Below are 17,435 nucleotides of genomic sequence, written 5' to 3'. Positions count from 1 at the left end.
GTTATTTACTTGATACTAAACTTTAGTTTATGCTCTTTAGACAGGTGGTTAGTGTTTTTGACATCAGTAATTTCACTATCAAATAATCTATCTAAATTATTTCCAGCTAAATCTTCAATGTAAGTGTCAAACAAGATTTTGTAATCCCCTTTTTTCCAAGGATTTAATGGTGTAAAGGATAAAGTTGATTCGTGATCGGTATATTGCCAGTTTCCATCAATTTTTTCTTCTTTTGCATTTATAATAGCAACACTATTTAGTGTACTACCATAATCTAGAGACTCATAGCATGAAATCAATAAACGTGATTTAGAATTCACTATAGGGAACTGTATTTTCCATGAATTTATATCTGGTTTTACACGATCGGCAATAGTGATTCTAAATGAGTGTATAAAATCTTGCTGCATAGATATACCATTTGCATCCTTCAATTTTTTTAAAACAACAAGTTTATATGTCTTTTCATTTTCAAAAACCGGACCTAATAACGTATTAGGTATTAAATCACGTTTTTGACGTCCAGGTTCTACCCAAATGGTTAAAAGCTTCCCATTATCACTAATGAGAGCATTTTCTAAGGATAAAGTAGCATTGGATAATGTATCTCCCACAGCATTTATAAACCGTATGTGGTCATAAACATAGGTTTCACTGATTGGATGAGAGAATTGAATGTACCATTTTAAGAGATTAGAAGGAAGAATTTTTGCCGAAGGATAAATTGATTTTACAGAAAGGTGTTTGTATTCTTCTGGAGTATCAAGTTCGAAATATTCTACTGTATCACGATATACTAATGTGTATTTTTGATTCCATCCAAATGGTATTAACGGAATAAAACGTAGTACCGTTTTTTCCTGAATCAACTTACCTAATATTGGATTTACATTAGAAAGCTCTTCTTTAGGAATTTCACCTCTATAGATATAGAGATTCCCCGAAGTTTTCGTGTCGTTTTTTATAGTAATAAACTTTTTATTAAAGGTGAATTCTGGAGATTTTTGAGCATACATCTCCAGAATAGAAAAGAATACTATTATAACGAAAAGTATAAGGTTTTTCACATTACTAATAAATGATACTTCTTTATTTAAAGTTGCTATTTCTCAAGCCACCAACTATTTCCTTTTTTTAGAGCAAGATTTCCACTGGATTCTCTTTGAACGATAAGAAAACCAGCCTCTCCAAATTTATCTAATTGCTGTACATTAACATAAGGCAGGTTTACATAATCAACTCCTTCAGCTGCACCTTTTTTAATAACCGGAGAAGTAAGAGAGCCGTTATAGGATTCCAGATCGGTAAACTCCATTTTCATTAATGGTCTGTTACTATTGGCAATAAGTAAGTATCGTTGACCACCATTTTTGATTTCTACCATATCTACCGGGCTGTTACCACTTCCTAATTCTGCAATAGTTCTACCTTTATTATGCTCCCCAGGTTTAATGTTATCCATAGGAAAAATAACAAGAGGAGTACAGGTATAGCCAGCAATGATATGAGAACTACCTTTTATCGTAGTTGGTATAAATGCTTTTATAGGAGCATGAGTCTCATATTGACCATGCGCAGCATGATAAATCTCTAAAGAACCATAATCTTGTTTATCAGTGAAAGGAAAATCGACCGATCTAAAAGTAGAAGCAAATTCTTTATTACTTAAGCCAGAAAGCATTACTTTACCAGAAGTATATTTGATATCTGCAACTGCCCATTTACGAAGTTTCCGACCTCGTTTATCCTTCGCTTCTTTATGAACTGGATCTATTAATGAAGTTTTGCTATGAGATATATTATCGAGGGAAACTTTTTTTAACTTATTATTCTCAACGCGAAACAATAGAGCATTACCCGAACTATGATGAACAGAGAGGTAAATATTATTATTTTCTGGATTTACTACCATATCTGTGATTTGTATCTGATCGATAGGAGTGCCCAACATATCAGCAATTAATATATCAAGAAAATTAATCTTCACCGTACTATTATCAACTTTTGGATGAGTACTTAGATCTATTGCGACAATTTGTGCAGATTTGCTATCACCAATAAACAAAATACCTTCTGGTCCAAAGGTCATCGAATTGATAGAAGTAATACCGGGGTCACCAGTTTTAAAATTTGCTTTTAAAGAAGAATTTGCCAGAATAGGGTTTTCTAAAAAAGAAAGGATCAATAAAAGAACGAACGTTATTAATGTTTTCATAATGTTTGATTTATAGAATGATCAAAGTTCTTAAATGTAGGAAAAAAGAGCTACGCCCACAGTTAAAGAATTGCCAATATGAATTCTAATTTTTCAAACTATTTTAATGGCATTATATTTGTTTCTATACAATTCATGAATTTGATCTTTTAGAAAGAAAGATTTATTTTTTTGTGATATATATTATGATTGCATTAAAAACTAAAGAATTTTTAGGAAAAACGACAGAGCAGTTTTCTTTTGGAAGTTATGATATTTCTATGGTAAAATATCACAAACCGGTTTCAGAAGATTGGCATTCTCATGAAAAATATCACCTTTCGTTGGTCTTGCAAGGAGGTAATCTAGAATCACGAAAAAGAAAAGATATTCAAGTCCTTCCTGGAAGTATCATACTGTATGATAAGTTAGAAGTACATCGCAATAGGCATACCGCATTTCCGTCTGAGAATTTAAATATAGAAATTGATGATTCTTTTTTTGTAAAAAATGAGCTGTCAACCTCTGATTTTAGGATTTCTATTCTTAAAAATACTGCTGTTCAATTTCAACTACTAAAAATATATAAGGAATTAAAAGTAGATGATATATCTTCTTCAGATTCTATTCACTCATCATTACTTACATTGTTTTCGGGGTATACCAAGGTCATTGATTATAAACCTCTTTGGGTTGATACTATTCGAGAACTGTTATGTGATCGATGGGACGAATTTATTACACTAACAGAGTTATCACAAAAACTACAGATACACCCAGTTACAATTTCCAGATACTTTTCAAAATATTTTAATTGTACACTAGGAGAGTATATGCGCAGGATTAAAATTGAAAAAGCAATTTTGTTTTTGAAACACACTAATAAGCCTCTTACCGAAATTACATTTCTATGTGGTTTTTCTGATCAAAGTCATTTTTCTAAAACTTTTAAACTCTGTACCGGGTTTAAACCGAATGAATTTAGAAGAATATAGAGGAGTGTGTTCCCGAGGTTAATTTCATCCTATTTTTCACGATTTTTTATTTGTTAATTTACATATGGCAAAAAGATCATTTGCCAATAATTAATAATTTCAACTTTCATGAAACAAACAGTATTACAGAAAAGTAAAATGGTAATCGCATTTCTTTTCATCACAACATTTCTTTTTGCTCAATCTAATAATGACATCATTAAAGAAGCGCAAAAGCTATTAGAAGAAAATTATATCTTCTTAGATAAAGCAAAAGAAACCAATGCTCATTTGGATGCATTGATGAAAAAAGGTTTTTTTGATGATAAGTCACCAGTAGATTTTGCTAAAGCACTTACCAAGGAGTTACGAAAAATCACAAAAGATAAGCATCTACGCTTTTTATCTCCAAGACCACCAGAACAATCCCAGGAAGATACAAAAGCGTCTTTTGTACAAAACCTATCTAGATATAGACCTCCTATGTTAAGAGGGTTTAAACTTATGAAAGCAAATATCGGTTATATCGACCTTGCTTATTTTGGTGGTTCTGAGGAGCATTTGGCAAAAATAGATCAGGTTATGAATGATATGCTTATAGCAGATGCTATAATTATAGATATGAGAAGAAATGGAGGAGGAAGCCCAACTACAGTAAATTATTTGTCGAGTTACTTCTTTAATGAGAAGTTACTATTAAACACTATTTATTCGCGGGCTACTGATCACACCGAAGAATTATGGGTTGCAGATGTAAAAGGTGTTAAAAGATCTAAAGTACCTGTTTATATTCTAACAAGCGATTATACATTTTCTGGTGCAGAAGATTTTTCATATACTATGCAAAGTAGAGGTAGAGCTACTATAATAGGGGAAGTTACAGGAGGAGGAGCACACCCAACGAGAGGCTTTTCTTTACCAAATGGATTTAGGATTGCTATACCTTTTGCAAGAACAATAAACCCGGTCACCAAAACCAATTGGGAAGGTGTTGGAGTACAACCAGATATAAAAATGTCTGCAAATAAGGCTTTAGAAAAAGCAAAAGAATTGGCATCAGTAAAAGCTGTGACCTATAGAGATTCTTTTTTTGAGCCTTTAGAAAAAACTCTTGCAACTATAGAAAAAAGTAAAACAACGAACCAAGAATCTAAAACTGATATATACAAGCAACTTATTTTATTGACCAAAACAGGTATGATAAATGAAAGTGAAATTAATGCAATGGGGTATTATTATCTTCAAAATAATAAACCACAAACAGCTTTAATGATTTTTGAATCTAATACTCAGTTATTTCCCGATTCTGCAAACGCCTGGGATAGTCTTGCCGAAAGTCATTTGGGATTAGAAAATAAAGAAAAAGCAATTGAATATTATGAGAAAGCAATTAAAATGGATCCCAAAGGTGGAGTAGGAGAAAATGCAAGAGGAATGCTAAAAAGGATTAAGTCACAATAGTTAGATAAAGTAATACATATGTGATTATTAGGTGTACTATTAAAATCACAAAACAAAACGTCAGGTTAATTCTAATTTTTATAGAATTAACCTGACGTTTTGTTTTATACCTATACCAAACCTTGTATCCAATAATTAAATCTAACTATGGATTGGTCCAAATAGAAGAGAAGAAGTAAAATTATTTCTCTTTATGATCAATAATATCTCTTATTTCTACTCCCATATAATCGGCAATTTTCTTTAGCCGTTCAAAATCTTTTACCAGATCTTTTCGCTTAACCACATAATCTCCTGCCTGTGGACTAACTCCTAAAGCTTTAGATATACCGTATACCGTTTTAGCTCCTTTACTTTTTTTAAGGAGCCTTTTTAATTTCTTATTAATCATAAAAACAAATATACATATAACATTTGATTAATCAAATAAATTTTTATTAAAGAAATATTTGAATATTAAAAAAATGTTTGTATATTCGTAGCATACAAATTCAAATCATCGAACTATGAAACTTTTATTTGCAACAGTACTATTTTGCATGTCTATAGGAAATGCAACTCCTTCTAAAACAGAACCTTATACTGATAAAAAAAAGAAAACAGAACGTAAGAAAGAAGTTGAAAAGAAAACATCGTTAAACAAAAATGTTCACTCTCTTAAAAAATGGAAAATGACGATTGAATATGTTAATGGTAATACGATATCGAAGACGATTGTTGTAAGTAAAAATTCACGTCTAAGTGCATTACAAACTGCTTTTGAAGAAGCGGAGAAGCATTTAAAAAATATAAAAAACGTAAAAGAATACAATATATCTCCTGTAACCAGTTCTTATGTACTATTAGCAGGTGATTAAGAATTAATCAGTAACCCCTGAACTTACCTATTTTAATAAAAAAAGAAGCCACATTGTGTGGCTTCTTTTTTTATGAATCAAACGAGATATTTATAAAGTGGTACGTAACAAGGATTTTTTTATAATGAAGTGGTTTAATGTGTAACTATTTTTGAACATATTCGTCATATTTTAAACGACCAAAATGTCATCAAAGCTTCAATACATAATAAAGTACACCTGGATAGGCCTTGTTGCTATATGTTTGTTGATATATTTTATTTATCCAGACCTGTTTACAAAAGAAAAAATCGCTTCTTTTGTAGGACAGTTTCATAAATATGCTTGGATGGCTTATTTTTTAATACATATTATAAGAGGTTTCATTTTATTACCCAGTACACCTTTAATTTTTGCTGGCGTATTATTGTTCCCCAATGATTTAGTTTGGGTGCTAATTATCTCTTTAATAGGGATTCTTGCATCATCATTATTAATCTATTTTTTTTCGAATACACTGGGTTTTTCAAAGGTATTTAAAAGAGATAATACTAAATTTAATCTTATAGAAAATAGACTATTGGGTAAAAATGGTTATTTATATATTATCCTCTGGTCTTTTATTCCGATAGTACCTACGGATTTAATTTGCTACCTATCCGGTGCTATTAAAATCAAAATCCCTGTATTTATAACTTCTATTTTATTAGGAGAATTGGTTTTATGTTCAATTTATATCTTTGGTAGCGCATTCATCATCAATTAGAAAACAATCATAATCAAAAAATCATGTCAAACTTTTTCACAATTACTGCTTTAAAAAACCTAAAACAAACAGGAAGCTTATTTCGAAGTTCTAGAACATTAGCAAATAAACTTGTTGAACCTTTGGATAATAATAAAGATTTGGTAGTAATTGAGTTAGGTGCTGGTGATGGAATTATTACGAAGCAAATTTTAAGCAAAATAGGAGGGAATTCTTATTTACATTCCTTTGAAATAAACCTTTCATTTGTACCTATATTGGAAAATATAAATGATGAACGTTTAACGATACATAATACATGTGTATCTAATTTGGCCACTATTTTTTCTGAAAACAAAGTAGATTTTGTAGTGTCTTGTTTGCCTTTAGCGAATATTGAACATACTTTTAAAAAACAACTAATCGAAGATGTGAAATTTATACTCAAAGATAACGGAAGTCTGATTCAGTATCAATATTCTAAAAAAGACTTAGAGTTCTTAAAAAACAACTTTGCAGATACAAGCACAACGCTTTGTATTAAAAATATTCCACCAGCATTTATTTATAATTGCAAAAACTAAATACCATTAATTTTTTTAGTGCAGTACAGATCTACACCAATTACAACCTAACTTTATTTCTAAGATAAATTATATTTTCTTTCTCCTTAAAATTAATACACTTCTACCCATTAGAACTATATAGCTTATAAATGCTACTCTTATATGTTTGACCTATAGGGATTTTGTGAGTATCGATCAAAATTCTATTACCCTCAATAGTTTCTATTTTATCGATAGCAACAATAAAAGATTTATGAACTCGTATAAAGTTATCTTTTGACAAAACCTCTTCTAGAGATGATATTTTTTCATGACTAACGATCATCCCTTCATTAAGATAGAGTTTGGTGTAATTTCCGTAAGCTTCAATAAACAAAATTGTTTCTGTAGCTATTTGATGATATTTTTTATCTCCTTTTATAAAGAAACGAGTTTGTTTTACAACAGGAGATAGTTGTGCTGTGGTTGTATTATTTTTTACAGCCGTATTAATAGTCTTATTGATAGCTTTTACAAATCGTTCAAAAGGAAAAGGTTTTAATAAGTAATCTGTGATATCTAGTTCGTAACCTTCGATAGCAAACTCTTTATATGCTGTTGTAACAATGATCTTAGGAGGATTAGATAACGTTTTTAAGAACTCAAAACCGGATAATTTTGGCATATTAATATCTAAAAATATAAGATCTATCTGTTCTTGATTAAGCATTTGCATTGCCTCGAAAGCATCGTAACAGTTACCGACTTTTTCCAGATGTGGTAAATTATTGCCATACCCTTCGATAATACGATGTGCAATAGGTTCGTCGTCTATAATAATGTATCGTATCATTGTGTATCTATCTCTAAGGTTGTCTTGTAAACAGTTTTGTCTTTTTCGATAAGTAGTTTATGTTTTTTTGGATAAATAAGTTTTAATCTGTCTTTTAAATTATCCAATCCAATCCCATGTTGACCAACTTCTTTTTGTTCTTCATAATTATTCTCAATACAAAATTTAATGGTATTGTTTTCTGTTGTTAAATTAATATGAATATAAGCATCTTTTGTTAATCGTTCTACGCCATGTTTAAATGCATTTTCTAGCAAAATGATAAATAACAAAGGTGCAACCTTATCATCTTTATCATAAGTATAATCAAATGTTATAACTACTTTTTTTTGATACCGTATTTTATGTAATTCTATATAGTTCTCTAAATATTTGATTTCATCTTTTAATAATACAACATCTTGCTTGCCCTCATAAATCGTATATCGCATCATATCGGATAGCTTTAAAACTACTTCTGGCGCACTATCAGATTTTTCGACTGTTAAGCCATATAAATTGTTTAATGTATTAAAAAAGAAATGAGGATTTACCTGGCTTTTTAATAGAGCTAGCTCTGCTTTACCTTTTTCTGCCTGTAGTGTTTTTAGCCATTTCCATTGTTCAAATAACCAAAGTATAATGAGAATAGGTATAGGTAATGTAAGAATAATGAATGCAATATCTTTTTCATCATTTAAATAAGTGTCTAAGTTTTTAGAAAACAAGCGAACATAAAAGAAATAGGATATTGCAATTGTATAGATTACTAGAATGAACAGCTTATATTTCTTAAAAAATGAAGAAAATAGTACATAAAAAATACCTAACCAGAACAATGTAATTAAAAATATAACGATAGGATTATCTGGAATTTTCCAATAACTATCAACTATAATGGCTACTATGAGTAAAAGTATGAGCCCAAGTATTTTGTATACTACAATTTTATTTTTTTTAAAATACTTGAATTTATAAATAGGAAGTGAGGCAACCAGCCACCAAAATGTGAAAATAACAATAACTTCTATATGATTATCTTCTGGAATTTTGATGAACCCTATATATTCTAAATATAGTATTGTAAAGAAGACCACAAAAAAACCAATTACAAAAGCTTTATATTTTTTTAAAAATGTAATCATATGTACAAAAGTACAGATGTTATAGTGTCTTGACAATAAATTTGATGAACGATACTTTTTTTTGCATAAACACTTTCTTTTTTTGAATCAACCTTGCTTGTATCTATTATACATGTTTGTGTTGATTTTTTTAGTGTAGTGGTCATAAAAGTTGGTTAGTGATCTCATTTCCGAATAGGTTCGTATCAGAAATCATTAATTAATCAAACTATGAACAGATTACATATTCAAAATTTATCTAAGACGTATCCTAATGGAGTAAAAGCCCTGGATAATGTTTCTTTTACTATTACAAACGGGATGTTTGGACTATTAGGTCCCAACGGGGCAGGAAAGTCATCTTTAATGAGGACAATTGCTGCTTTGCAGGAACCTACATCGGGTAAAATAACCTTTAATGATAAAGATATTGTTAATCACCCTCAAGAAATTAGAAATCATTTAGGGTATTTACCACAGGAATTTGGAGTATATCCTAAAATTAGTGCTCAAAATCTACTTCATCATATTGCCGTTTTAAAAGGATTATCCAATAAAAGTGAGCGTAAGGATCAGGTAGAAGCACTGTTACAACAAACAAATTTATATCAACATCGCAAAAAAGCAGTACATACGTTTTCCGGTGGTATGCGTCAGCGTTTTGGAGTAGCCCAAGCTTTATTAGGTAATCCGCAACTCATTATTGTAGATGAACCTACGGCAGGATTAGATCCCGAGGAACGTAATCGATTTTTGAACTTGTTAAGCGAGATAGGGGAGAATGTTATCGTTATTCTATCAACTCATATCGTAGAAGATGTTCGCGATTTATGCGCAAATATGGCTATCATGGGAGAAGGAAAAATTATAAAACAAGGTAACCCCATAGAACTTACAAAAGCGTTAACAGGAAATGTCTGGACAAAAACCATAACAAAAGAAGAACTTCAATTTTATAAAGAGGAGTTTAATGTAATCTCTACGCGATTAGTTTCGGGAAAAACACAGATTCAGGTTTTTGCCGAAACCATTCCCGAAAATGGATTTGAAACTATGCAACCAGATCTGGAAAGCGTGTACTTCTCTACATTATTTAATAATCAACCTATAAACAGCTAAACTATGATAACTTCTTTATTACGTTTTGAAGCCAGTTACCAACTCAAACAAAAGGCATTTATTGGTTTTATCATTATTTTCCTTCTTTTTGGATTTATGTTGGGAAGTCAAGGTTCTTCTTTGGCTAAAGTAAATTTTAATTCAGGGTACCAAATTAGTTATAACATTGCTGTATTATCACTTGGGTGCATGTTCGCTATTATGTTTTTTGCCATTAGTGGAATACTAAGAGATAAGCAATATCGAATGGAGGCCATAATCTATAGCACGCCAATAAAAAAATCTCATTTTTTTCGTAGTCGATTTCTTGGAGTATTTGTATTTAGTTTGCTTGTTTTTTCGATGACTTTAGTCGGTTTTGCTTTGGGGACATGTATGCCTAACTTGGATCCAGAACGACTGGGATCTTTTCATGTGACTCATTATTTATGGACATGGTTACTCATAGTTTTGCCAAATGTTTTTATTTGTACTGCATTTGTCTTTTCGGTTAGTGCATTTACTAAAAATAATATCGCTACATACATTAGCGCAATTACAATATATGCATTGTATTGGATTTGCTCTATCTTTTTCAACTCTCCCTTGTTAGCCAATGCAACACCCGCTTCTCCAGAAAATTTGATTATAGCTGCATTAGCAGATCCGTTTGGACTTTCTGCCTTTTTTGAACAAACTCAATACTGGACTCCTTTTGAAAAAAATACACGATTACTTTCTTTTTCGGGTAATTTTCTATGGAATAGAGTACTCTGGGTTTCAATATCATTGCTACTCTTAAAACTAACGTACACTTATTTTTCATTTAAGAAATTAAAACAAAAAAGTAAAAGAGTAGCAATTATAGAAGAAAAAGAAATAGTAAAGAAAGCATATTACCCCATTAATACTATAACAACTACGGTAAAAACACATATATCAAGTTTTAAATCTTTATTAAGAATCGAACTTACCAATGTATTTAAGAGTTTACCCTTTATAGCTATTATACTAATTTGGATTGTTATTGTTGTTACCGAAATTTATACAAGAGTTAATCAGGGTGGGGCATATAATGATAGTTTATATCCAACAACAGATTTACTTATTTGGCTAATTAAAGATCCGTTACCATTTTTAGGACTATTGCTAATTGTATTTTATAGTGGTGAATTAGTTTGGCGTGAACGTAGCTTGCAATTTAATGGTATAATTGATGCTACTCCAGCTTCGAATATGGTATTCTTTTTATCAAAAGCCATAACACTTATTCTACTACCAGTTATATTGATCACAATAAGTATTCTTATCGCTATTGGGATTCAAATAACAAAAGGCTATTATATTTTTGAAATTTGGCAGTACCTCTCTATGTTTTATTACTTGGGAATGAGTTTTCTCTTTTACATTTTATTAGCCTTATTTATTCAAAGTTTATCTCCCAGTAAATATGCAGGTATGGCAATTACGGGATTGATTATTATCTTTTTTGGAAGCTCTCTGGCTTCATTTATAGGAATTGAACATTCATTACTGCGAATAGGGAGTTTGCCTGCTACAAAATATACAAATATGACAGGTTATGGGGATTATACTAACCCTTTTCATTATTATGCTGTTTATTGGACTGCACTAGGTTTGATACTAATGTTATTGTCTTTTAAATTATGGCAACGAGGTACCACACATAAGTTTGCTTTCAGATTAAAACAACTTCGATATTATTGGAAAAAATGGCAATTTACAACACTTGTTTCCTTTGGGATAGTATTTATTACTTCGGGAGCTACTATATATTACAATAGAAATATTATAAACGAATATGTTACAGTAAGCGATAATTTAGATTTTCGTGAAACATATGAAAAAAAATATAAGAAATATGATGTCCCGCGACAGCTCATCCCGGTAGCGATGAAAACCAAAATGGATATATATCCAGATGAGAATTTCTATATTATTAAAGCTGATTATATTCTCGAAAATAGGGGGAAAGATATTTTATCAGAAATCTTTATTTCAGAGAGGATTCCGGTTACTAGTATGTCTATAGAAAATGCAACATTACAAAAACATGATAGTGTGTATGATATACGAATTTTTAAATTCAAAGAACCTTTGGCTCCTGGAGAACAAATAAAATATACATATGAACTTACATATAGAAAAGAGGGATTTGAGACCAGTAAAGTTTTAGTTAATAATGGGTCATTTATAATGCATAGTGTTTTTGAACCAATTTTGGGGTACACTACAAGTTTTGAAATCACAGATTCGTTTGAAAGAGAAAAGCGTGGTTTACCAAAACAAATGGAGGATGAAAACAATGCTAGCCATTTTAGTGCTGTTGATGTATCATATGTTAAATTACCGTATGAAACTGTTGTGTCTACACAAAAAGATCAAACCGCTATAGCAACAGGAGAATTAATAAAAACCTGGGAAGAAAACGACAGAAATTTTTACCATTATAAATCGTCTCATGATATTATTCCTTTTTTATCCTATTATTCGGGATCGTATATGGTGGAGAAAGAAAATTATAAAGGAGTAGAAATCGAACAATATTATCATCCGGGACATGAGTATAATATCAATACTATTTCAGAAAGCACTAAACAAACTTTAGATTATTGTCAAAAACACTTTACAGATTATGAGTTTGATCATATACGAATTGCAGAAATACCAGGACATTGGCGATTTGGAGGACAAGCACAACCAGGAACAATTGCAATGGTAGAGAATCGATTATACCTTACAGATAATCGTAATACAGACAATTTTGATCTTGTAGCAAAACGAACTATTCATGAAGTTGCACACCAATGGTGGGGCCATATGCTTACTCCTAAAAATGTAGATGGAGGAGGGTTAATCACAGAAGGATTAACCAAATATACCGAAGCAGTTATTATGGAAAAATACTATGGTAAAAAAGCAATTTGGCAATTAAGTAAATCCGCTAATAAGCGTTACTTTTCTGGGCGCTCTTATGCTACCGACCCAGAACCACCTTTATACATTGGAGAAGGACAGTCTTATTTGCTTTACGGAAAAAGCTATGTATCTCTGTTAGCACTTAGAGATTTGATAGGAGAACAGAATATGAACAAAGCTCTTAGAAAATTGGTAACCAAATATAAAAATGAAAAAGAATCTAAAGTTACATCAACAGAATTATTAAACGAGTTTTATGCAGTTACCCCAGAGAAGTACCATATTTTGATTGATGATTGGTTTAAACGTATTATTACATATGATCTAAAAATTGAAAATGCCGAGGTTACCACACTTACCAATGGTAAATATGAAGTTACCATAGATATTTCTGCAAAACGTTTTGAAACAAAAGAAAATGGAGAAGCAATAGTGATCTCAATAGATGAACCAATTCAAATTGGGATGTTTTCAAAAGACCCAAGTACAATAGATAATCAAGATCCTATACTATATTTAAAACCACATCAGATCAATACAGATCAAATGCAGTTTAAACTTATTGTAGATGAGATTCCACAATATATCTCAATTGATCCTTTTGGTACCCGTTTGGACGCAAATAATGTTAATAACACCAAGAGACCAGTATCTAAATGATTAATTTATGATATGGTAAAAAATAATGGGAGTGTAAAAAAGAATTCATAACTTTCAAAATTCTATTATATTGAATCTATGAATAAAATACACTTCCTTATTTTTTTGTTAGGTTGTTTTACAGCATCCTTCTCTCAGGGCACAAATGAAGCTCAGCAATTTTGGAACTCATTACAGAATTTATGCGGAAAATCATTCGAAGGGAGCCTGGAATTACCCAAAGAAGATGAGCAATTTGGAGGCAAACGATTAGTGATGCATGTACGTTATTGTAGTGATACCGTTATAAAAATACCTTTTTTTGTTGGGGATGATAAATCCAGAACTTGGGTGTTAACGTATAAAAATGATCGCATTACTTTAAAACATGATCATAGGCATGAGGATGGTTCTGAGGATAAAATTACGCAATACGGTGGTAAGACAACAAATGTTGGACAGCAAGGTATACAAATATTTCCTGCAGATGAAGAAACAAAAAAAATGATTCCCGCGGCCTCTACTAATGTTTGGTGGATTACAGTTGATGACACTACTTTTACCTATAACTTAAGACGTTTAGGAACTCCACGTGTTTTTAAAGTTGTAATGGATATCACAAAACCGGTAGAAAATCCTGATGCTCCTTGGGGTTGGGTAAAGGATTAATACATCCTCAATTATAGTATTGTATTTATGTTGGATAATATAGATCATAAAATTATCAATAGGCTTAAAGATAATTCGAGAGCATCTTATGTTGAAATAGGTCGACAAATAGGACTTTCTCCATCCTCGGTTAGAGAACGTATCCAAAAATTAGAAGATCTTGGAATCATAAAAGGGTATAGGGTTGAATTGGATAATAAAAAACTAGGTTTTGGTATAGAAGTTCTTATTATGCTTAAATTATTTAGTGGAAACCTGAATGTGTTTTGTAGTGAATTAGATAAATTTCCAGAAATTGTTGAAGCACATCGTGTTACAGGTGCACACAATATTTCTATGAAAGTGAAATTAGTTGATCAATTACACTTACAACAGTTTATTGATAAACTACTGCGCTATGGTGACCCTACAACGTATTTAATTTTATCTGATATTTAACTCATTTCACCTTCACCAACAGGTTCATTGGCAGTAGAAATCCTAGAATTATTAAATCCATTATCATTATTGAAATAAACATAGATTGGACTTTCATTTCTTAGCATATCTATTAGATGTTGTAATTGATCATGGTGATAATAAAAGCTATAATATGATCCAGAAACGGTTGCTGCTGGGAGTACAGCATTAGGATCTTCTCTAAACCAAACTGAACAGGTTTCTCCACCAACTCCTTTTAAAATTAGATTGGTTTTTCCTAAGCTTCGGGATGACCAATTGTAATATGAATATGTTTTTACTTGAAAAGATAATTGTGCCATAACTTTATAAATTTATTATGACCAAATATACAATGGAAGGTTTTGAGGTAAAAGAGTTAAAAGACTGATTGGTAACAGTTAAACGCCTGTTTTTTTAAGAATATTAATTAGCAATATCTATTTTTTTGTATTGAAATCATGATTTATAATTGTTTTTTCATCAGGACCTTCAGTAATATTTAGATAACTAACTTCTCCTGCACCTAAAAACCGGTAACGAATACCTACAAATTTCCCTATGGATTTATTGTATTGTCTCGAGTAAATTTCCTTATCATCAATAAAAACAGCTACCTTTTTTTCTTTGATATTGATATCGATAGCTCTGAAATCAGAAAAATCAACCCCAAAAGCAGAAAGATCATGTTCTTTACCTCTTAAGTACACATCATTAAGCATTACATTAATATCCGAAACACATCCCGGAATAGAAAACGGTACTATTAAAGCTCCATTCGTACCTAATATGACAATTCTTAGTTTTTGACAAACTGCCCATTTTTCTCTATACAGGTTACGAACAGAGGTTTTGATTCTGATATTATCTCCAGACACAGCTCCAAAATCTTTTACCAAATGAAAAGTAGAAACCACAGGTTCTGTCGTAGATTTAATTTCATTGAGTATAATATTTGAAAAAGATAACTTATCTCGCAGTAAATCTGTATTTGGGACGTATTTTGGAATAGGTTTATAATCTATGGTACTCATCCAACTATTTGATGTAATAAACAAATCATGCTCTTTTATAATTTGCCCATTAACCAGAAGTTTAGCACCAAAATATCCAGGAAAATAATAAATACCAGTAGCTTTCTTTTGTCCTGGTCTTATTTTAATAGTTTTTGTAACATCCCAAAACTGTTGAATGTAAATACTATCAGATTTAATGGTATTTAAATCAAAATCAAAAACTACAGAATTTGGTAATCCTTCTGTTATTGGTCTACTACTAAAAGTAATTTTTGAAAAATCGGTATCAATTATAGTATCGTTTTTAGTTCCAATCATAGAATAAAATGAAATAAACACAACAGTCATAACCGAAGCAGAGACCATAATAACACCAAGATTCTGAGTTATTTTTTTTTCTACCCAAGAAGGTTTTTTGATATCATTTTTATTCTTAAAATCTCTCCAATTTGCATATCCGGCAAATTGTGAGAGTGTATTTAATGTACTAATGCTGGGTGCACTTTTATAATTAACCTTACCCCAAACACGTTTTAAAGTCGTTGGACTTAAAAGGATACCGGTGTTTTGCTGAATACTTTCGCTCAATTCAACGAATACATCATTATGCCATTGATCAGAGTTTCCCCACTTAAGTTTCTCCTCGATTTCAAGCAAACACTTTTTTACTAATTTATGTTCTGGATATGTGTTCATAATATTTAACAAAAGTCATCAAAAATTACGACTTGAACAACATTGAATCAACTTGCACCAACTTGTTTTCACATTGTCTATCATACATTAGAACTTTGATTAAAATCAAAAAACAAAATTCGTGATGAGGGTTACAGTATATATTCTATTTAGTATTTTTTTCATTCAACAAGGGAATTCTCAAAATATAATTCCTTTAGATACCTTACATTGGGAAATAAATGCGCAATCATATACTTTAAAAAATTATAAAGGAAAAGATGCAATTTATATTCAGCGTGGTCTAGCATATTTAAAAGATGCCAAATTTCTAAATGGTACCATTGAGTTCGATGTATATCTAACCAATCAACAAGGATTTCCTGGTGTTCGTTTTAGAGCTTCTGATAGAAATAATATGGAATCCTTTTATCTGCGAGCACATCTTTCTGGTAAACCCGATGCAAATCAAGCTGCACCTGTTATTAACGGTATAACACCGTGGCAACTTTACTTTGGCCCTAAATATTCTTTTGCATATGATTATAATTATGATGATTGGACCCATGTAAAAATAGTAGTTAACGGTCGTAGAGCACAGATATACCTGGACTATTCTAAAACTCCAAACCTATCATGGGACCTGGTTCATGAACCTCGAGAGGGTGAGATTGCAATAGGAGGAGGGGGAGCTGCGGCAATGCATTATGCTAATTTCAAAATTGATAAAAGTAAATATGAAATAGTAGATTTTAAACCTATAAAAAGGAAACCTATCGATGGATTGATTTCTCAATGGGAAGTATCTGATATGTTTGAAGAAAAATCAGTACATGACCCAATGAAACTAAAAGAGGTAATTGAATCTAGAAAATGGGGGAAAACAATCCAGGTAGAAGAAGGTACTGCAGCAAACATTGCAAGAGAAGTAGTTTTGGCTGACGGAACTCCTGGAAATACTGTTTTTGCAAAAATCAAAATTACATCAAATAAAGATCAAATAAAACTTTTTGAATTCGGATACAGTGATAGAGTAGTCGCTATTTTAAATGGCAAACCTATTTATAAAGGTACAAATAGATGGCGCTCGAGAGATTATCGATATTTGGGTACCATAGGGTTGTTTGATGCGATATACCTAAATCTGAAAAAAGGAGAAAATACACTTCTATTTGCCGTTTCTGAAGATTTTGGAGGCTGGTTAGTAACAGGGAAATTTCCAGATCAAAAAGGGATTGATATAGAATAA

Annotated in this window: 17 protein-coding genes; 10 read left to right on the top strand and 7 right to left on the bottom strand. The window is 31.1% G+C overall.

Translation table 11 applies throughout. The features are described 5' to 3' along the window. Nucleotides 1-5 precede the first annotated feature (5 nt). Both DG435_RS02215 and DG435_RS02210 read right to left on the bottom strand, forming a co-directional pair. Complete coding sequence (locus tag DG435_RS02215) at nt 6-1,067, bottom strand: Ig-like domain-containing protein (RefSeq protein WP_159025459.1); 1,062 nt, start codon at nt 1,065-1,067, stop codon at nt 6-8. Between the two features lie 35 nt (nt 1,068-1,102). Next, entirely contained in the window at nt 1,103-2,215 is a 1,113-nt protein-coding gene (locus DG435_RS02210; RefSeq protein ID WP_106791355.1) for a hypothetical protein, read from the bottom strand. 185 nt (nt 2,216-2,400) lie between these two features. Here DG435_RS02210 and DG435_RS02205 point away from each other — a divergent pair, with 185 nt between their 5' ends. Together DG435_RS02205 and DG435_RS02200 are read left to right on the top strand one after the other, a co-directional pair. Then, a complete protein-coding gene (locus DG435_RS02205; RefSeq protein WP_106791356.1) occupies nt 2,401-3,189 on the top strand; it encodes a helix-turn-helix transcriptional regulator in 789 nt (262 codons plus the stop codon). 108 nt (nt 3,190-3,297) lie between these two features. After that, nucleotides 3,298-4,629 (top strand): S41 family peptidase, encoded by a 1,332-nt coding sequence (locus DG435_RS02200; RefSeq protein WP_106791357.1) that lies wholly within the window; start codon nt 3,298-3,300, stop codon nt 4,627-4,629. A 181-nt stretch (nt 4,630-4,810) separates the two neighbouring features. Here DG435_RS02200 and DG435_RS02195 read toward each other — a convergent pair whose 3' ends face one another. Then, the gene (locus DG435_RS02195; protein WP_106791358.1) at nt 4,811-5,020 is read right to left on the bottom strand and encodes a hypothetical protein; all 210 of its coding nucleotides are present in this window, start codon (nt 5,018-5,020) and stop codon (nt 4,811-4,813) included. Between the two features lie 115 nt (nt 5,021-5,135). Between DG435_RS02195 and DG435_RS02190 the strand changes: the two genes are divergently transcribed. From DG435_RS02190 to DG435_RS02180, 3 genes are all read left to right on the top strand, one after another. Continuing rightward, the gene (locus DG435_RS02190) at nt 5,136-5,486 is read left to right on the top strand and encodes a hypothetical protein (RefSeq protein WP_159025460.1); all 351 of its coding nucleotides are present in this window, start codon (nt 5,136-5,138) and stop codon (nt 5,484-5,486) included. Nucleotides 5,487-5,670: 184 nt separating this feature from the next. Next, nucleotides 5,671-6,231, top strand: a complete 561-nt coding sequence (locus tag DG435_RS02185) for a TVP38/TMEM64 family protein (RefSeq protein WP_106791360.1) — start codon at nt 5,671-5,673, stop codon at nt 6,229-6,231. A gap of 23 nt (nt 6,232-6,254) precedes the next feature. Beyond that, on the top strand, nt 6,255-6,794 hold the full coding sequence (locus DG435_RS02180; RefSeq protein ID WP_106791361.1) for a class I SAM-dependent methyltransferase: 540 nt from the start codon (nt 6,255-6,257) through the stop codon (nt 6,792-6,794). 103 nt (nt 6,795-6,897) lie between these two features. Here the strand turns inward: DG435_RS02180 and DG435_RS02175 are convergent, their stop codons facing one another. Both DG435_RS02175 and DG435_RS02170 read right to left on the bottom strand, forming a co-directional pair. Beyond that, nucleotides 6,898-7,608, bottom strand: coding sequence for a LytTR family DNA-binding domain-containing protein (locus tag DG435_RS02175; RefSeq protein ID WP_106791362.1), 711 nt, complete (start codon nt 7,606-7,608; stop codon nt 6,898-6,900). Continuing rightward, nucleotides 7,605-8,732 carry a sensor histidine kinase gene (locus DG435_RS02170; protein WP_106791363.1) on the bottom strand — a complete coding sequence of 376 codons (1,128 nt, stop codon included), beginning with the start codon at nt 8,730-8,732 and terminating at the stop codon, nt 7,605-7,607. Before DG435_RS02170 ends, DG435_RS02175 begins: the two co-directional genes overlap by 4 nt. 210 nt (nt 8,733-8,942) lie before the next feature. Here DG435_RS02170 and DG435_RS02165 point away from each other — a divergent pair, with 210 nt between their 5' ends. From DG435_RS02165 to DG435_RS02150, 4 genes are all read left to right on the top strand, one after another. After that, nucleotides 8,943-9,830, top strand: a complete 888-nt coding sequence (locus tag DG435_RS02165) for an ABC transporter ATP-binding protein (protein WP_106791364.1) — start codon at nt 8,943-8,945, stop codon at nt 9,828-9,830. A 3-nt stretch (nt 9,831-9,833) separates the two neighbouring features. Continuing rightward, nucleotides 9,834-13,409, top strand: a complete 3,576-nt coding sequence (locus DG435_RS02160) for a M1 family aminopeptidase (RefSeq protein ID WP_106791365.1) — start codon at nt 9,834-9,836, stop codon at nt 13,407-13,409. 78 nt (nt 13,410-13,487) lie between these two features. Further along, nucleotides 13,488-14,057, top strand: coding sequence for a hypothetical protein (locus DG435_RS02155; protein ID WP_106791366.1), 570 nt, complete (start codon nt 13,488-13,490; stop codon nt 14,055-14,057). 27 nt (nt 14,058-14,084) lie between these two features. After that, nucleotides 14,085-14,495: an Lrp/AsnC family transcriptional regulator gene (locus DG435_RS02150; protein WP_106791367.1), complete on the top strand. Its 411-nt coding sequence runs from the start codon at nt 14,085-14,087 to the stop codon at nt 14,493-14,495. On the opposite strand, the gene DG435_RS02145 is transcribed toward DG435_RS02150, so the two are convergent. Next, a complete protein-coding gene (locus DG435_RS02145) occupies nt 14,492-14,818 on the bottom strand; it encodes a hypothetical protein (protein ID WP_106791368.1) in 327 nt (108 codons plus the stop codon). The two genes, DG435_RS02150 and DG435_RS02145, sit on opposite strands and share 4 nt — an antisense overlap. A 117-nt stretch (nt 14,819-14,935) precedes the next feature. Continuing rightward, on the bottom strand, nt 14,936-16,207 hold the full coding sequence (locus DG435_RS02140) for a hypothetical protein (protein WP_106791369.1): 1,272 nt from the start codon (nt 16,205-16,207) through the stop codon (nt 14,936-14,938). 124 nt (nt 16,208-16,331) lie between these two features. Here DG435_RS02140 and DG435_RS02135 point away from each other — a divergent pair, with 124 nt between their 5' ends. Further along, complete coding sequence (locus tag DG435_RS02135) at nt 16,332-17,435, top strand: hypothetical protein (protein ID WP_106791370.1); 1,104 nt, start codon at nt 16,332-16,334, stop codon at nt 17,433-17,435.

Source organism: Aquimarina sp. Aq78 (assembly GCF_900299525.1).
Classification (GTDB): domain Bacteria; phylum Bacteroidota; class Bacteroidia; order Flavobacteriales; family Flavobacteriaceae; genus Aquimarina.
The sequence above is the reverse complement of the archived record's forward strand: the minus strand, read 5'-3'. Positions and strand labels throughout refer to the sequence as shown.

What these genes read in the sequence shown, in the direction of transcription:
- DG435_RS02140 (WP_106791369.1), bottom strand. Translation starts at nt 16,207, where the DNA reads ATGAACACATATCCAGAACATAAATTAGTAAAAAAGTGTTTGCTTGAA.
- DG435_RS02200 (WP_106791357.1), top strand. Translation starts at nt 3,298, where the DNA reads ATGAAACAAACAGTATTACAGAAAAGTAAAATGGTAATCGCATTTCTT.
- DG435_RS02160 (WP_106791365.1), top strand. Translation starts at nt 9,834, where the DNA reads ATGATAACTTCTTTATTACGTTTTGAAGCCAGTTACCAACTCAAACAA.
- DG435_RS02170 (WP_106791363.1), bottom strand. Translation starts at nt 8,732, where the DNA reads ATGATTACATTTTTAAAAAAATATAAAGCTTTTGTAATTGGTTTTTTT.
- DG435_RS02150 (WP_106791367.1), top strand. Translation starts at nt 14,085, where the DNA reads ATGTTGGATAATATAGATCATAAAATTATCAATAGGCTTAAAGATAAT.
- DG435_RS02165 (WP_106791364.1), top strand. Translation starts at nt 8,943, where the DNA reads ATGAACAGATTACATATTCAAAATTTATCTAAGACGTATCCTAATGGA.
- DG435_RS02205 (WP_106791356.1), top strand. Translation starts at nt 2,401, where the DNA reads ATGATTGCATTAAAAACTAAAGAATTTTTAGGAAAAACGACAGAGCAG.
- DG435_RS02175 (WP_106791362.1), bottom strand. Translation starts at nt 7,608, where the DNA reads ATGATACGATACATTATTATAGACGACGAACCTATTGCACATCGTATT.
- DG435_RS02135 (WP_106791370.1), top strand. Translation starts at nt 16,332, where the DNA reads ATGAGGGTTACAGTATATATTCTATTTAGTATTTTTTTCATTCAACAA.
- DG435_RS02155 (WP_106791366.1), top strand. Translation starts at nt 13,488, where the DNA reads ATGAATAAAATACACTTCCTTATTTTTTTGTTAGGTTGTTTTACAGCA.
- DG435_RS02180 (WP_106791361.1), top strand. Translation starts at nt 6,255, where the DNA reads ATGTCAAACTTTTTCACAATTACTGCTTTAAAAAACCTAAAACAAACA.
- DG435_RS02190 (WP_159025460.1), top strand. Translation starts at nt 5,136, where the DNA reads ATGAAACTTTTATTTGCAACAGTACTATTTTGCATGTCTATAGGAAAT.
- DG435_RS02185 (WP_106791360.1), top strand. Translation starts at nt 5,671, where the DNA reads ATGTCATCAAAGCTTCAATACATAATAAAGTACACCTGGATAGGCCTT.
- DG435_RS02210 (WP_106791355.1), bottom strand. Translation starts at nt 2,215, where the DNA reads ATGAAAACATTAATAACGTTCGTTCTTTTATTGATCCTTTCTTTTTTA.
- DG435_RS02145 (WP_106791368.1), bottom strand. Translation starts at nt 14,818, where the DNA reads ATGGCACAATTATCTTTTCAAGTAAAAACATATTCATATTACAATTGG.
- DG435_RS02195 (WP_106791358.1), bottom strand. Translation starts at nt 5,020, where the DNA reads ATGATTAATAAGAAATTAAAAAGGCTCCTTAAAAAAAGTAAAGGAGCT.